Origin of the sequence: Acidovorax sp. 106 (genome assembly GCF_003663825.1) — a bacterium.
GTDB lineage: Bacteria > Pseudomonadota > Gammaproteobacteria > Burkholderiales > Burkholderiaceae_C > Acidovorax.
This window is the reverse complement of record NZ_RCCC01000001.1, coordinates 1,398,807-1,413,782: the sequence shown is the minus strand read 5'-3', so window position 1 is coordinate 1,413,782 and position 14,976 is coordinate 1,398,807. Positions and strand designations below refer to the sequence as shown.

The following is a 14,976-nucleotide window of genomic DNA, read 5'->3' as shown; positions in this document are numbered from 1 at the left end:
CATGCAAGCCGTGCCCGACCCTGCTGTGCCTTCCCTGGGCAGCCCCAGCCCTAGCCCTTATCCCAGCCCCGCGCAGCGCCTGTCGCTGCTCAACGCCTGGCAGCGCGGCTTTCCGCTGTGCGATGAACCGTTTGCCGTGGTGGGCGCGGCCCTGGACATGCCCAGCGCACAGGTGCTGCAGGCCTACCGCCAGCTGGCGCAAGAGGGCGCCCTCAGCCGCATTGGCGCCGTGTTTGCGCCGGGCAGCGGCGGTGCCTCGGTGCTGGCCGCCATGGCCGTGCCGCCCGACCGGCTGGAGGCCGTGGCCGCCGTGGTCTCGGCACACCCCGGCGTTAACCACAACTACGAGCGTGAAAACACCTACAACCTGTGGTTTGTGCTGACCGGTGCCAGCGAAGTGCAGGTGGAGCAGGCGATGGTGGAGCTGGAAGCTGCCACGGGCCTGAGCGCACTGCGTCTGCCCATGCTGCAGCCCTACCGCATTGACCTGGCCTTTGACTTGGCGGCTGGCCTGACAGCGGTGCCGTGCATTGGCCCCGTCGCTGTGGGCTGCGCTGCGCTGCCCGCCTCACAAGCCCCCCATGGCCCGCGCGCTGCGGCCACGGCGGTGTTGGCCGATGCCGATTGGCCCCTGGCCGCGCTGGCCGAGGCGGGTTTGCCCCTGGTGGAGCAGCCCTACGCCGCATGGGCGCAGGCCCTGGGCACCACCGCCGCACAGGTGCAGGCGCGCCTGCAGCAGTGGGTGCACACCGGCGTGCTCAGCCGCTTTGGCGTGGTGGTACGACACCACGAACTGGGCTTTGCCGCCAACGCCATGACGGTGCTGGACGTGCCAGATGCCCAGGTGGATGCTGCAGGCCGCGCCCTGGCCGCCCAGCCGGGAGTGACCCTGGCCTACCGCCGTGCCCGCGCCACGGGCTGGCCGTACAACCTGTATTTCATGGTGCATGGCGCCCACCGCCAGGCGGTGGAGCAGGTCCTGGCCAGCGCGCTGGAGCGCAGTGGGCTGGCCGATGTGCCGCGCGCGGTGCTGTTCTCGCGCCGCCGCTTCAAGCAAACGGGGGGGCGCCGCTTTGGGTCTGCCACCCCGGTGGCGCCGCAGGGTGTTGTGCAGGGGGTGGCCGATGCCGTCCATTGACGACCTGCGTTTGATGGCCTACTTGCACGGCGGCTTTCCGCTGGTGGACGAGCCCTATGCCGCCGTGGCGCAGGCCCTGGGCACCACCGAGCAGGACGTGCTGCAACGCCTGCAGCGTTTGCTGGGTGACGGCTACCTCAGCCGCTTTGGCCCGCTGTTCCAGATCGAACGCGCAGGCGGGCAGTTTGTGCTGGCCGCTTTGTCGGCCCCCGAGTCGCAGTTTGACGCCGTGGCCGCGCAGGTCAACGCCCTGCCCGAGGTGGCCCACAACTACCGGCGCGAACACGCCCTGAACATGTGGTTTGTGGTGGCGGCCGAGTCGCCCGCGCAGGCCCGCGAGGTGCTGCAGCGCATTGAAGACACCACGGGCCTGAAGGTCCACGCCTTTCCCAAAGAACGTGAATACCGTGTGGAGCTGCGCCTGCCGCTGCTGCCGCCCGGTGAAGCTCTACCCCCACCGCTTTCCCCACCGTTGTCCCCACCGCTGGAGGTGCCCCATGGCGCTGGATGCGTTTGACCGGGCCCTGATCGCCGCCACCCAGGCTGGCCTGCCCCTGGTGCCCCGCCCTTATGACGCTGTGGGCGCCACCCTGGGCGTGAGCGGCGAGCGCGTGCGCCAGCGGCTGGGTGAGCTATTGCACAGCGGCCTGGTGCGCCGCATCGGTGCCGTGCCCCACCACTACAAGCTGGGCTTTACCGCCAACGGCATGAGCGTGTGGGACGTGGCCGATGAGCAGGTGGACGCCCTGGCCCGCCAGGTGGCCCTGCTGCCGGGCGTGAGCCACTGCTACCTGCGCCCCCGCAGCCTGCCCGTGTGGCCCTACAACCTGTTCGCCATGCTGCATGGGCGCAGCCGCAGTGAAGTGGCCGAGCAGGCCGCACACCTTGCCCAATTGCTGGGGCCGCACTGCCGCCAGCACGACATCCTCTATTCCAGTGCGGTGCTCAAGAAGACAGGCCTGCGCCTGAAGGAAGACTAACCATGTTTCGCATCAGCCAATACATGCGCGAGCTGGCCCTGGCCGACGCCACGGGCCAATACCCTGTGCCCTCGGTGCGCCGGGGCACGCAAGGCCGTCAGGCCCCTGGCCCGGTGGTGATCTGGAACCTGATCCGCCGCTGCAACCTCACCTGCAAGCACTGCTACGCCCTGTCGGCCGACCACGACTACGCGGGTGAGCTGAGCACCGAAGAGGTGTTCACCGTGATGGACGATCTGCGTGGCTACAGCGTGCCGGTGCTGATCCTCTCGGGCGGCGAGCCGCTGATGCGCCCTGACCTGTTCGACATTGCGGCGCGTGCGCGGGCCATGGGTTTTTATGTGGGCCTGTCGACCAATGGCACGCTCATCGACGAACCCATGGCCGACCGCGTGGCCGCCGCAGGCTTTGACTACGTGGGCATCAGCCTGGATGGCCTCAAGCCCACGCACGACAAGTTCCGCCGCTTGGACGGTGCGTTTGACCGCAGCCTGGCCGCCGTGCGCCACCTGGACGCGCGCGGCGTGAAGGTGGGCCTGCGCTTCACCATGACCGCGATGAACGCGCACGACCTGCCCGCCTTGCTGGCGCTCATGCGCGAGGAGGGGGCGCAGAAGTTCTACTTCTCGCACCTCAACTACGCGGGGCGCGGCAACATCCACCGGGGCAAGGACGCGCACTTCACCGCCACGCGCGAGGCGCTGGACCTGCTGTTTGAGCGCGCCTGGCAGGCCGCGCTGGACGGGCGCGACGAAGACTACGTGACCGGCAACAACGACGCCGACGGTGCCTACCTGCTGCAGTGGGTGCAACAGCGGCTGCCGCGCTGGCAGGCCCCCTTGCGCGAGCGCCTGCAGGCTTGGGGCGGCAACGCCAGCGGGGTCAACGTGGCCAACATCGACAACCTGGGCCATGTGCACCCCGACACCATGTGGTGGCACCACGACCTGGGCAGTGTGCGCGATCGGCCGTTTTCTGCGATATGGGCTGACACCAGCGACCCGCTGATGGCGGGCCTCAAGGCCCACCCCCGGCCGGTGGAGGGGCGCTGTGCGGCGTGCCAATACTTCAGCCTGTGTGGCGGCAACACCCGGGTGCGTGCCCAGCAGCTCACCGGCAATGCCTGGGCGCCTGACCCAGGCTGCTACCTGAGCGATGAAGAGACCGGCACCGAGCACCTGGCCGTGGCCGTGCCAGCAGCCCAGCACCCCGTGCATTTCATGGAGGTGAGCCATGCGCAGTGACCGCTTTGCCCGCACCGCGCGCTGTATCGCGCTGTGCCTTGCAGGCGCCACGGGCGTGTGGGCAGCCTCTGGTGCTGCATGGGCGCAAGCCCCCGCTCCCAGCGCTAACGTGGCTGCGACGGCCACTGCGGCCACCTTGCCCAATGCACCGGCCCTCTACCAGCAGCACTGCGCTGTGTGCCACGCCCCGCAGCGCACGGGTGCCATGGGCCCAGCCCTGCTGCCCGAGAGCCTGGAGCGCGTGCGCCCGGCCGAGGTGCTGCGTGTCATTGGCCAGGGGCGCCCCGCCACACAGATGCCCGCGTTTGCCGCCACGCTGAGCGTCGCCGAAATCCAGGCGCTGGCGCAGTGGGTGCGCAGCCCGGCGCCCGTTGCGCCCACCTGGGGCGATGAGGACATCCGCGCATCGCGCGCGCTCACCCCCGCGCCTGCCGATGAGCCCGCCAAGCCGCTGTGGTCTGCCGACCCGATGAACCTGTTTGTGGTGGTGGAAGGGGGCGACCACCATGTGTCGGTGCTCGATGGCGACAAGCTCGAAGTCATCACCCGCTTTGCCAGCCGCTACGCCCTGCATGGCGGCCCCAAGTTCACGCCCGATGGGCGCTATGTGTTCTTTGGCTCGCGCGATGGCTGGATCACCAAGTACGACCTGTGGCGCCTGCGTGTGGTGGCCGAGGTGCGTGCGGGCCTGAACATGCGCAACGTGGCCGTCAGCGGCGACGGGCGCTGGGTGATGGCCGCCAACTACCTGCCGCGCAATGTGGTGCTGTTCGATGCCGACCTGAACCTGGTGCGCAACTACCCCGCCACCACGCTGGACGGCAAGCAGGCATCGCGCGTGTCGGCGGTGTACGACGCCACGCCGCGCCGCAGCTTTGTGGTGGCTCTCAAGGACGTGCCTGAGCTGTGGGAGATCTCGTACGACCCCGCAGCCGCGCCCATCCACGACGGCTATGTGCACGACTACCGCATGGGCGAGTCGATTGCCAAGCCGGGTTTTCAGGGGGTGCGGCGCACCGCGCTGGAGGAGCCGCTGGATGACTTCTTCTTTGATCAGTCCTATACCTACGTGCTGGGCGCCACGCGCTCACGGCAGGCGGAAGGCGCTGTCGCTTCAAGCAAGCCTGATGCAGCAGCCCCCGTTGCGGCGGCCCCCGGCGCCACCGCCCAGGTGGTGAACCTGGACATCCGCCGCAAGGTGGCCGACCTGCCCATTGCCGGCATGCCCCACCTGGGCTCGGGCATCACCTTTGCTTGGAACGGCACCACCGTGCTGGCCAGCCCCAACCTGCAAGGGGGCGCCATCGACGTGGTGGACATGAAGACCTGGAAGCCCGTACGCACCATTGCCACGCCCGGCCCCGGCTTTTTCATGCGCAGCCATGAGAAGACACCCTATGCCTGGACCGACTCGATGATGAGCCCTGCTGCCAAGGACACGCTCACCATCATCGACAAGCGCACGCTGGCCGTGGTGGCCCAGGTGCGCGAGCCGGGCAAGACGCTGGCGCACATCGAGTTCACCAAGGACGGGCGCTACGCCCTGGCCAGCGTGTGGGAGATGGACGGCGCGGTGGTGGTGTACGACGCGCAGACCTTCAAGGAAATCAAACGCCTGCCCATGAGCAAGCCCGTGGGCAAGTACAACGTGTGGAACAAGATCTCGCGCAGCGAAGGGACGTCCCATTAGGCCAGTCCGGTGAGCAGGCTCTAGCTATCCGTTCGGGTTGAGCTTGTCGAAACCTTGCGCAGCGCTTCGACTCGGCTTAGTGAACGGTTCGAGAGGGGCGCCGTATCAGCCATTGCTGCGCAGGACTTACAAATCCAACACCAGCAGCTTGCTGCGCGCGCGCGAGCAGCAGGGCAGGAACTGCTCGTTGCTCGCGCGCTCTTCTTCGGTCAGGTACATGTCGCGGTGCTCCACCTCGCCTTCGAGCACGCGGGTGATGCAGGTGCCGCACACGCCTTGTTCGCACGCGGTCATGATGTCCACCCCGTGCTCGCGCAGCGCGTGGACCACCGAGGTGTCTTTCGCAACGGTGTAGGTCTTGCCCGTGCTGGCCAGGCGCACTTCAAAGGTCTGGTCGCCCGAGGTGTCTTGCGCAGGCGCGCCAAAGTATTCGAGGTGAATGTGGTCCTCAGGCCAAGCCAAATTGCGGGCCGTGTTGACCACATGGTCGATGAACCCGGCCGGGCCGCACACATACAGGCGCGTGCCCGCCGGTGCATCGGCCAGCAGGGCCAGGGCTTCCTGCCTGTGCCCGCTGCTGTCGGTGTAAATGTGCACGTGAGGCGCCATGGGCGATGCGGCCAGTTCGGTGGCAAAGGCCGTGCGTTCGGGCGAGCGGGTGCTGTAGTGCAGCGCATAGCTGGCCCCCGTGCGCTGCAGGCGGTCTGCCATGCACATCAGGGGGGTGACGCCAATGCCACCCGCCACCAGCAGGGTGTGCGGTGCGGGGTGCAGTGCAAACAGGTTGCGCGGCGTGCTGATGGTAATGAGGTCGCCCTCGTGCACGGCGTCGTGCATGCCCACCGAGCCGCCGCGCGAGGCCGCATCGCGCAGCACGGCAATGCGATAGCGGTGCTGCTCGTGCGATGCGTTGCACAGCGAGTACTGCCGCACCAAACCGCCCGCGCTGGCAGGCAGGTGCACGTCGATGTGCGAGCCTGCGCTGAACGGCGGCAGCGGCGCGCCGTCGGCGCGTGCCAACTCAAAGCTGGTGATGCCTTCGGCTTCGGTCTGCTTTTTGGTGACGCGAACGAGCAAGGTTTCCTGGGCGGTCATGCGGCTTCCTTTGTGGTCTGCTCGGCAGCGAGCAGGCGGTCCAGAATGCGGCGCGACTGCACGCCGCCCGAGTCGATGTTGAGCATGAGCAGCTTGCGGTCGGGGTAACGCAGCAGGTTCTCTTGCTGCAGCTCCAGCATTTCCTGGTCTTCGGCAAAGATTTTGCCTTGGCCATCGCGAATTTGCGTGGTCAGCGATGGGTCTTGTGGCTTGAAGTTGCGCGCCATGCCCCAGAAGTAGTGGATCGAGGTTTCGGTTTCGGGCGTGATGAAGTCCACCACGATGCTGGACGCCTTCTTGTCAGCGGGCGCCTCGTAGCCGCCTTGGCCTGCCAGCGCCACGCCCACCTCAATCAGCACATGGCTGGGCGGTGTGAAGTGGCAGATCTGCCAGCGGTCCACCGGCTGGTCGTCGGGCAGGCCGTTCATGCGCAGCGCCATCTTCCAGAAAGGCGGGGCTTCTATGCCCTCCATGAAGCGGCTGGTGATGACCTCGTCGCCCTCCACGCGGGTCTTGCAGGGCACCTCGTCAATTTCCTTTTGGCCAATGCTGGTGGAGTGCACGTAGGTTTCGTGCGTCAGGTCCATCAGGTTGTCGATCATCAGGCGGTAGTCGCAGGCAATGTGGTACAGCCCGCCGCCGTAGGCCCATTCGGGGTTGTTGGCCCAGGGCAGGTGGTGGATGGTGGCCGGGTCGGCCAGGGCGGCATCGCCAGGCCACACCCAGATGAAGCCATAGCGCTCGACCACCGCAAAGCTGCGCGCCTTGGGGAAGGCCTGCACCCGCTGGCCGGGCATGGAGACCGACTTGCCCGTGCAGTCGACCCTGAGGCCGTGATAGCCGCACTGCAGGTGGCCGTCGCACACTGTGCCCAGCGACAGCGGGGCACCCCGGTGGGGGCAAAAGTCGTCCAGCGCCGCAACTTGGTCGGGGGCGGGCCGGTAGAACACCATCTTTTCGCCGCAAATGGTGCGGCCCAGGGGCTTGTCGGCGATCTCGTCGGGCGTGCAGGCCACGTACCAGGCATTCTTGGGGAACATCGTGTTTGTCTCCTTGTTCGGGGGGCGGGGCCTGCGGTCTGGATGCCGCATTCGCCCAAGGCGGAAGGCCCTGTGTCAGCGATGGCATTGTGCAAAGGGTTGGATTTTATGTATACAGAAAAATACGATCTGGCTGTTATTGCAATTTGGCATGCGTTGTAAGTTGTTGTTTTGTATGAATTTCAAAATGCGGATAGATGTTTGTACAGGCGTTTTTGTATACATTGATGGCGTTCGGTACGACTTTGTATGCAAACCCCCATGAATCCACCAGAGCTTTCCTCTACGCACCCTTCGACAGACGCTGGGGCCTCGCAGGCGGTGCGCGCGCAGCTGCGGTTGCGCGAAATGATCCTGGCGGGGGAACTGCCCGGAGGCGCTCGCATTGCAGAACTGGCCCTGGTGGAGAGGCTGGGGGTGTCGCGCACCCCCATCCGAGAGGCCCTGCTGCGGCTGGAGCAAGAAGGCCTGCTGCACGGCCTGCCCAGCGGGGGGTACGCGGTGCGCACGTTTTCAGAGGCCGATGTGGCCGATGCGATTGAGCTGCGCGGCACCATGGAGGGTTTGGCTGCGCGGTTAGCGGCCGAGCGCGGGGCCGATGTGCGGCTGCTGGCCCAGGCCACACAGTGCCTGGACGCCATTGACCAAGTGCTGCAACCGCAGGCCTTGGACGACGATGGGTTTGCCCGCTACGTGGCGCTGAACGCGCAGTTCCACCACCTGCTGGCCTGTATGGTGGGCAGCGATCTGGTCGTGCGCGAATTGGAGCGCATCAAAAGCCTGCCGTTTGCCTCGCCCTCGGCCTTTGTGGTGGTGCAGACCCATTCCAACGCCGCCCGCGACATGCTGGTGATTGCGCAAGACCACCACCGCCAGGCCCTGGACGCCATCACCCGGCGCGAAGGCGCGCGCGCAGAGGCCATCATGCGCGAGCACTCGCGCATCACCCGGCGCAACCTGCTGGCTGCTGTGCAAAGCCCCGGGCTGGAGGGGCTGCCCGGCGTAGGGTTGATTCGCAGGCGCTCCGGCGTGGTCGCACAAGAGGGCTGACACAAGAGGGGTGGCACAACGCGCCAGCTATTGCATTTGGCGATAACTCAAAGTGGTCGCGACGTCTTGTGGGCTGGGTCGAGGCTCGGCGACACTGCGGTCCGTTCTCACTTTCTGTACCAGCGTTCATGGCGACACAGAACTTCGGGCCCACAGGCCCTGCTTCCTTCACCCGGCGCAGTTGCCTGGGTCACCTGGGATGGCTGACCGCTGCCGCCGCCGGGGTCTTGTCTGGTGCGCAGCCCGCAGGGGCGCAGCCTGCCTTTCCTGTCCGTCCTTTGCGCATCGCGGTGCCCAATGCGGCGGGCGGTGCGGCAGACATCACGGCGCGCACCGTGGCGCAAAAGATGGCGGGCCCGCTGGGGCAAAGCATCGTCATCGAGAACAAACCCAGCGCGGGCGGTGTGGTGGCCGGGGACCTGGTGGCCCGCTCTGAACCCGACGGGCACACCTTGCTGCTGGTGAGCAGCGGGACGGCCGTGAGTGCGGCGCTGTTCCAGACCCTGCCCTTCGATACCCTCAAGGACTTTGTCCCCGTGTCGTTGCTGGCCACCTTTGATCTGGCGCTGGTGGTGCGCGAAGGTGGCCCCTTCAAGACCTTGGCCGATCTGCTGGCCTATGGCCGGGCCCATCCTGGCAAGCTCAACCTGGGCACCCCTCAGATTGGCACTACGCAGCACCTCGCCGCAGAGCTGTTCAAGGCCACCGCCGGGCTGGATGCGCAGATCGTGCCCTTCAATGGAACGCCGCCGGTGATCACCGCGTTGCGCGGCGGTGAAGTGGACGCGATGGTGGACATCCTTGGGGGATTGATGCCGCAGATCGGTGCCAAGGCCTTGCGGCCTCTGGCCGTGCTGGGTGCCCAGCGTGCAGCGCAGCTGCCCGAGGTACCCACGGTGCGTGAAAGTGGCGGCGCGTTTGCCTCCTTCAATGTGACGTCGTGGAACGGGTTGGCCGTGCCCTCCAAAACCCCCGCTGCGGTGGTGGAGCGGCTCTCGCGCGAAGTCAACGCCGCATTGGCGCAACCGGATGTGAAGAAGCGCCTGCAGGAGCTGAACCTGAATGCGCAGGGCAGCACACCCACCCAGGCGGGGGAGCACTTGGCTGCAGATATTCGCCGCTGGAGCGAAGTCATCGCCCGTGCGCGCATTGCCCGCCAGTGAGCGGGTTGAGCGCCTGAAAAGCCACCGAATCGAACCCTTGTCATGGTGAATGCATGTAGCTGGGCCCAGGCCGTGATGGCCTGGGTTATTTTTTGCGCTCCGCATGCCGCAGGTGCCTTCAGGCCACCGAAGGATCTTTGGCATGCTTGAGATTTTGTCCATCACGGGCCCCATCTACCTGATCATTGCCCTGGGCTACGGCGTGACGCGCTGGGGCTTGTTCGCCAAGGCCGATATGCGTGTCTTTGGCAAATTTGTCATGCACCTGGCCTTGCCTGCCATGCTGTTCAGTTCGCTGTCACAGCGCCCGGTCAGAGAAGTGCTCAACCCGCAGTACCTGGGCGCCTACGCGCTGGCGTGCGGCTTGGTGCTGCTGTTGGGCTTTGCGTGGATGCGCTGGGTGCGGCGCCAGACCATGAGCTTCAGCAGCATGGTGGCCATGGGCATGGGGTGCCCCAACAGTGGCTTTGTGGGGTACCCGGTGGCCCTGCTGGTACTGGGGGGCTCGGTGGCCAGTGTCAGCCTGGCGCTGAACATGGTGGTGGAGAACTTGCTGCTGATCCCGGCGCTGCTGGTCTTGTCTGACCTGGGCGACCGCCGCAAGGGTGCTTGGCATGCGGTGCTTTGGCAAAGCCTCAAAGGGCTGGCGCGCAACCCTATGGTGCTGAGCATTGCGGCGGGCATTCTGGCGTCAGGGGTCGGTGTGGCGCTGCCTGCAGCGCTGTCGCGCACGGTGCAGTTGTTTGCACAGGCCAGCGGGGCGCTGTCGTTGTTTGTGATTGGCGGCAGCCTCGTGGGGCTGCACATCAAGGGCACGCTGGGCACGGTGGCGCAAATCAGTGTGGGCAAGCTGGTGTTGCACCCACTGGCCATGCTGCTAGTGCTGGGCTGGCTGGTGCCGGTGGACGACCCGCAGCTGCGCACAGCGGCCTTGCTCAGCTGCGCCATGCCCATGCTGGGCATCTACGCCATTCTTTCGCAGCGCCATGGGCACGAAGGCATCAGCTCGGCGGCCCTGCTGGTGACCACTGTGGCCTCGTTTTTTACCCTGAGTGCGTTTTTGTGGTGGCTGGGTTTGGCGCCGGTGTGATTCCATTTCTAAATCACCCCTGACGTTGTTGCTTCGCCTTGCCGTGCTTGAGCACTGTCTGCGGCTTCGCGCCTAGTCAGGAATGATTTGGAAATGGAATGAGGGCCTGCCAGCAGGCGATTAGCTTTTGAACACGGTCGCGACAGTTTGGCGCACCAGGTCCAGCGCCGCCTTTTGTACCTGCGTGGACGGCCTTTGCAAGCTCGTGGCCAGCGACAGCGCAATGCGCAGGGGGGGCGTGCCAATCGCCTGAATGGCCTGCGCGGTATAGGCAGAGGGGCGCGGAGAGTTGAGCAGCGCATTGCGCGAGAGCACGGCACTGCCCGCACCATCGGCCACCAGGTCCAGGATGGCCGATACCCCATCGATCTCCAGCGCGATCTCGGGGCGGCAGCCGATCTGCGCCATTTCGGATTCGACATGCATGCGGATGGCATTGGGACGCGACGGGATGACCAGCGGCAGCGCGGCCACCTCACTCAAGGCCACGGGGCCAGGGGGCGGGTCTTCCGACAAACCCGGAGGGCGGGCGCGCACCAGCACCAGGTCCTCGTCCAGCAGGTGCTCTACGTCGATGTCGCGCGAGGGCTGCCCGTTGTAGAGCACCACGATGTCCAGGTGCCCGCTGTTGAGCCCTTCGAGGATGGCACCCGACAAGCCTTCGCTGATGGACAGTCGCGCCTCGGGCAGCACCTGGCGAAACGCGCGGGTCAGGGGCACCGTCATCACCCGGGCCACGCTGTTGGGTAAACCAATGGCCACGCGCCCGGCCAGCGCGCCGCGCACCCGGCCCAGCTCTTCGCGCGCCCGCTCGACCTGGTGCAAGATGCCCCGCCCGTGCTCCAGAAGCACCTTGCCCGCCTCGGTGGGCGTGGCGCCCCGGCCATTGCGTACCAGCAGGTTCTGGCGCAGCTCCACTTCCAGCAGGCGCACCTGCCGGCTCAGCGCTGGCTGGGCGATGTTGAGTACCACCGATGCCCGGGTGAAGCTGCCCAGCTCGGCCACCCGCACGAAGTACTCGATTTGCTTGAGGTCCATCGCCTTTGCCTTGTCAAAAGGGGTCTGCAAACTAGCAGGATTTTGAATATCTCTGCGCCATCAATTGCAGAATGATATATCTGGTAGTGCCGCAGACCGCTGTCGCAGCGGGGCGGCCCTGTTCACAATGCGGGTGTTTTCACCTCCGCTAGAGGGGTGATGTGGCGCACCACTGGGTGTGCGCCACGGTGGCCACGGGATGCCTTTCCCGGGCCTTCAAGGAGACAACATGACTATCGACATCAAAGGCATTTCGTCCATGGCCACCCGCCAGGTGCTGGCAGAGCTGGTGGCCTTGTACGCGCAGCAGTCATCCGACCGCGTGGGCATCGAATCCGTGGGCGGTGTGGACGCTGCCAAGCGCGTGCAAGCGGGGGAGCCCTTTGACGTGGTGATCCTGGCGTCGGACGCCATCGACAAGCTTTTGGCGGCAGGCCACGTGCGCGCTGCCAGCAAGGTCAATCTGGTGCATTCCGGCGTGGCCGTGGCCGTGCAGGCCGGTGCGTCGGTGCCAGACATCAGCTCTGAAGACGCCGTGCGCGCAGCGGTGCTGGCCGCCCCCAGCATCAGCTATTCCACCGGCCCCAGCGGGGTCGCACTGGCCCAGCTGTTTGAGCGCTGGGGCATTGCGCAAGAGATCGCGCCGCGCATCGTGCAGGCCCCGCCGGGCGTGCCCGTGGGCACCCTGGTGGCGCGCGGCGAGGTGGCACTGGGCTTTCAGCAACTGAGCGAGCTGCTGCATGTGCCCGGCATCACCCTGGTGGGCCCGCTGCCTGCCGCTATCCAGATCACCACCACCTTCTCCGCTGGCGTGGGCGCTGCCTCTGCCCAACCTGCGGCAGCGCAGGCCCTGTTGGCCTTCATGGCGTCGCCCCAGGCCGCCGATGCCAAGCGCCGCCAGGGCATGGACCCGGCCTGAGCAAGCGGCCCGCACCATTTCAAAACAAGCACAACCAACTCAGAGACATTTGCAATGCAGGCACACGGCAAGGACACCGACGTCCAGACTTTTCTTGATGCGCACCCGTTTTCAGCCTACCAATGGCTGATTTTTGCGCTGTGTTTTGTGGTCGTGCTGCTGGACGGCTTTGACACCGCCGCCATCGGCTACATCGCGCCCTCTCTGGTGGCCGAGTGGGGGGTGAGCAAGCCCGCCCTGGCGCCTGTGCTGAGCGCTGCGCTGTTTGGCCTGGCCGCTGGCGCTTTGGTGGCTGGCCCTTTGGCCGACAAGCTGGGCCGCAAGCGGCTGCTGATCGGTTCCGTCTTCCTGTTTGGCGCAGCCTGCCTGGCTTCGGCGTTTGCACCGGGGCTGACCGAGTTGACCGTGCTGCGCTTTGTCACCGGCATTGGCCTGGGCGCGGCCATGCCCAACGCCGTGACGCTGATGAGCGAATACTGCCCATCGCCCCGCCGTGCCTTGCTGACCAACGCCATGTTTTGCGGCTTTCCGCTGGGGGCGGCCTTTGGTGGCTTCTTGGCCGCCTGGATGATTCCCCTGTGGGGCTGGCGCAGCGTGCTGGAGCTGGGCGGTGTGGCACCCCTGGTGCTGGGCGTGCTGATGTTGCTGCTGTTGCCTGAATCGGCCCGCTACCTGGTGGCGCGCGGCGCCGCCACCGAGCGCGTGCGGGCCATTCTGGTGCGCATTTCTGCCTCTGCCGCGCAGGTGGGGCGCTTTGTGGCCGGTGAGGCGCAGGCCGCCCAAGGCGCCAGCGGCCTGGGCGTGGTGCTGTCCGCCCGCTACCGCTGGGGCTCGCTGCTGCTGTGGGTGACCTACTTCATGGGCTTGGTGATCTTCTATGCGCTCATCAACTGGATGCCCATCTTGTTCAAGGAAGGCGGCATTGAGCCGCACACCGCCACCCTGGTGTCTGCGCTGTTCCCCCTGGGGGGCGTGGGCGCGGTGTTCTTCGGCTGGCTGATGGACCGCTTCAACGCCGACCGCATCATTGCCCTGGGTTACCTGCTCACCGCACTGGTCATCTATGCCATTGGCCATGCGCTGGGCAATGTGGGGCTGCTGGTGGTGGTGGTGTTTGTGGCGGGTACGTTGATGAACACGGCCCAGTCTTCCATGCCTGCACTGGCTGCGGCCTTTTACCCCACCAGCGGCCGCGCCACCGGCGTTGCCTGGATGCTGGGCATTGGCCGCTTTGGTGGCATTGCGGGCTCGTTTCTCGTGGCCCAGCTGTCGGCGGCCCACATGGGCTTTGGGCAGATTTTTGCGGTGGTGGCCATCCCCGGCCTGATCGCGGCGGCTGCGGTGTGGGCCAAGCAAATGATCTACCCCACGCAAGCGGCCCCTTTGTCTGCCGTGGCGGGATCGGCCGCCCACTGACGGCGCTGCGATCCCTGTTGTCACTGATTTTCGATTTCCTAGGAGCAAACCCATGAGCCTCATCATCGACTGCCACGGCCACTACACCACGGCCCCCAAGGCGCTGGAGAACTGGCGCAATGCGCAGATCGCCGGCATCAAAGACCCAGCCGCCATGCCCAAAGTGGCTGACCTGAAGATCAGCGACGACGAACTGCGCGAGTCCATCGAGGCTAATCAGCTCAAGCTGATGAAAGAGCGCGGCAGCGACATCACGCTGTTCAGCCCGCGCGCCAGCTTCATGGCCCACCACATTGGCGACTTCAATGTGTCCAGCACCTGGGCTGCCATCTGCAATGAGCTGTGCCATCGCGTCTCCACCCTGTTCCCCGACCATTTCGTGCCCGTGGCCATGCTGCCGCAAAGCCCTGGCGTGGACCCTGCCACCTGCATCCCTGAGCTGGAAAAGTGCGTGAAGGAATACGGTGCGGTGGGCATCAACCTGAACCCCGACCCATCGGGCGGCCACTGGACCAGCCCGCCGCTGACCGACAAGCACTGGTACCCCATCTACGAAAAGATGGTGGAGTACGACCTGCCCGCCATGATCCACGTGAGCACCAGCTGCAACGCGTGCTTTCACACCACCGGCGCGCACTATCTGAATGCCGACACCACGGCCTTCATGCAGCTCATCCAGGGCGATCTGTTCAAGGACTTCCCCACGCTCAAGTTCCTGATCCCGCACGGCGGCGGCGCGGTGCCCTACCACTGGGGCCGTTTCCGTGGCCTGGCGCAGGAGATGAAGAAGCCGCTGCTGGATGAGCACCTGATGCACAACGTGTACTTCGACACCTGCGTGTACCACCAGCCCGGTATTGACTTGCTCAACACCGTGATCCCGGTGAAAAACGTGCTGTTTGCCAGCGAAATGATCGGCGCCGTGCGCGGCATTGATCCCACCACGGGCAACTACTACGACGACACCAAGCGCTATATCGAAGCGTCCAAGATATTGAGTGCCGATGACAAGCACCAGATCTACGAAGGCAACGTGCGCCGTGTGTTTTCCCGCCTTGATGCGCGCCTGAAGGCCAAGGGGCTGTGACACCCCGCACCCGTTCACGCTGAGCC

General features: G+C 66.0%; 14 protein-coding genes. 11 read left to right on the top strand and 3 right to left on the bottom strand.

All coding sequences use genetic code 11. From position 1 onward, the window contains the following. The first annotated feature begins 1 nt into the window (after position 1). Genes C8C98_RS06360 through C8C98_RS06340 form a run of 5 tightly spaced genes read left to right on the top strand, consistent with a single transcriptional unit; the run spans position 2 to position 5,052 of the window. Positions 2-1,138, top strand: coding sequence for an Lrp/AsnC family transcriptional regulator (locus tag C8C98_RS06360; protein WP_158600141.1), 1,137 nt, complete (start codon positions 2-4; stop codon positions 1,136-1,138). Then, positions 1,125-1,655 (top strand): Lrp/AsnC family transcriptional regulator, encoded by a 531-nt coding sequence (locus C8C98_RS06355; RefSeq protein ID WP_158600140.1) that lies wholly within the window; start codon positions 1,125-1,127, stop codon positions 1,653-1,655. The genes C8C98_RS06360 and C8C98_RS06355 overlap by 14 nt, the downstream gene beginning before the upstream one ends. After that, the gene (locus C8C98_RS06350) at positions 1,636-2,118 is read left to right on the top strand and encodes an AsnC family transcriptional regulator (protein WP_121453576.1); all 483 of its coding nucleotides are present in this window, start codon (positions 1,636-1,638) and stop codon (positions 2,116-2,118) included. Before C8C98_RS06355 ends, C8C98_RS06350 begins: the two co-directional genes overlap by 20 nt. A gap of 2 nt (positions 2,119-2,120) precedes the next feature. Then, positions 2,121-3,362: a heme d1 biosynthesis radical SAM protein NirJ gene (gene nirJ, locus C8C98_RS06345; protein ID WP_121453575.1), complete on the top strand. Its 1,242-nt coding sequence runs from the start codon at positions 2,121-2,123 to the stop codon at positions 3,360-3,362. Beyond that, entirely contained in the window at positions 3,352-5,052 is a 1,701-nt protein-coding gene (locus C8C98_RS06340) for a nitrite reductase (protein WP_121453574.1), read from the top strand. Before nirJ ends, C8C98_RS06340 begins: the two co-directional genes overlap by 11 nt. A 126-nt stretch (positions 5,053-5,178) precedes the next feature. Here C8C98_RS06340 and C8C98_RS06335 read toward each other — a convergent pair whose 3' ends face one another. Then, positions 5,179-6,147 carry a PDR/VanB family oxidoreductase gene (locus C8C98_RS06335; RefSeq protein WP_121453573.1) on the bottom strand — a complete coding sequence of 323 codons (969 nt, stop codon included), beginning with the start codon at positions 6,145-6,147 and terminating at the stop codon, positions 5,179-5,181. Continuing rightward, positions 6,144-7,187, bottom strand: a complete 1,044-nt coding sequence (locus C8C98_RS06330) for an aromatic ring-hydroxylating dioxygenase subunit alpha (RefSeq protein WP_121453572.1) — start codon at positions 7,185-7,187, stop codon at positions 6,144-6,146. The genes C8C98_RS06335 and C8C98_RS06330 overlap by 4 nt, the downstream gene beginning before the upstream one ends. Positions 7,188-7,448: 261 nt before the next feature. On the opposite strand from C8C98_RS06330, the gene C8C98_RS06325 reads away from it, so the two are divergent. The 3 genes from C8C98_RS06325 (at position 7,449) to C8C98_RS06315 (ending at position 10,490) form a co-directional block, all read left to right on the top strand. After that, positions 7,449-8,237 (top strand): GntR family transcriptional regulator, encoded by a 789-nt coding sequence (locus C8C98_RS06325; RefSeq protein WP_121456070.1) that lies wholly within the window; start codon positions 7,449-7,451, stop codon positions 8,235-8,237. 128 nt (positions 8,238-8,365) lie between these two features. Then, the gene (locus C8C98_RS06320) at positions 8,366-9,400 is read left to right on the top strand and encodes a tripartite tricarboxylate transporter substrate binding protein (RefSeq protein ID WP_121453571.1); all 1,035 of its coding nucleotides are present in this window, start codon (positions 8,366-8,368) and stop codon (positions 9,398-9,400) included. Positions 9,401-9,542: 142 nt separating this feature from the next. Beyond that, on the top strand, positions 9,543-10,490 hold the full coding sequence (locus tag C8C98_RS06315) for an AEC family transporter (protein ID WP_121453570.1): 948 nt from the start codon (positions 9,543-9,545) through the stop codon (positions 10,488-10,490). A 120-nt stretch (positions 10,491-10,610) separates the two neighbouring features. Here C8C98_RS06315 and C8C98_RS06310 read toward each other — a convergent pair whose 3' ends face one another. Next, on the bottom strand, positions 10,611-11,528 hold the full coding sequence (locus C8C98_RS06310; RefSeq protein WP_121453569.1) for a LysR substrate-binding domain-containing protein: 918 nt from the start codon (positions 11,526-11,528) through the stop codon (positions 10,611-10,613). A gap of 229 nt (positions 11,529-11,757) precedes the next feature. Here C8C98_RS06310 and C8C98_RS06305 point away from each other — a divergent pair, with 229 nt between their 5' ends. Genes C8C98_RS06305 through C8C98_RS06295 form a run of 3 tightly spaced genes read left to right on the top strand, consistent with a single transcriptional unit; the run spans position 11,758 to position 14,950 of the window. Further along, entirely contained in the window at positions 11,758-12,447 is a 690-nt protein-coding gene (locus C8C98_RS06305; protein ID WP_199726557.1) for a substrate-binding domain-containing protein, read from the top strand. A gap of 54 nt (positions 12,448-12,501) precedes the next feature. Further along, positions 12,502-13,863 (top strand): MFS transporter, encoded by a 1,362-nt coding sequence (locus tag C8C98_RS06300; protein ID WP_121453568.1) that lies wholly within the window; start codon positions 12,502-12,504, stop codon positions 13,861-13,863. Between the two features lie 52 nt (positions 13,864-13,915). Next, positions 13,916-14,950 (top strand): amidohydrolase family protein, encoded by a 1,035-nt coding sequence (locus C8C98_RS06295; protein ID WP_121453567.1) that lies wholly within the window; start codon positions 13,916-13,918, stop codon positions 14,948-14,950. Positions 14,951-14,976 lie beyond the last annotated feature (26 nt).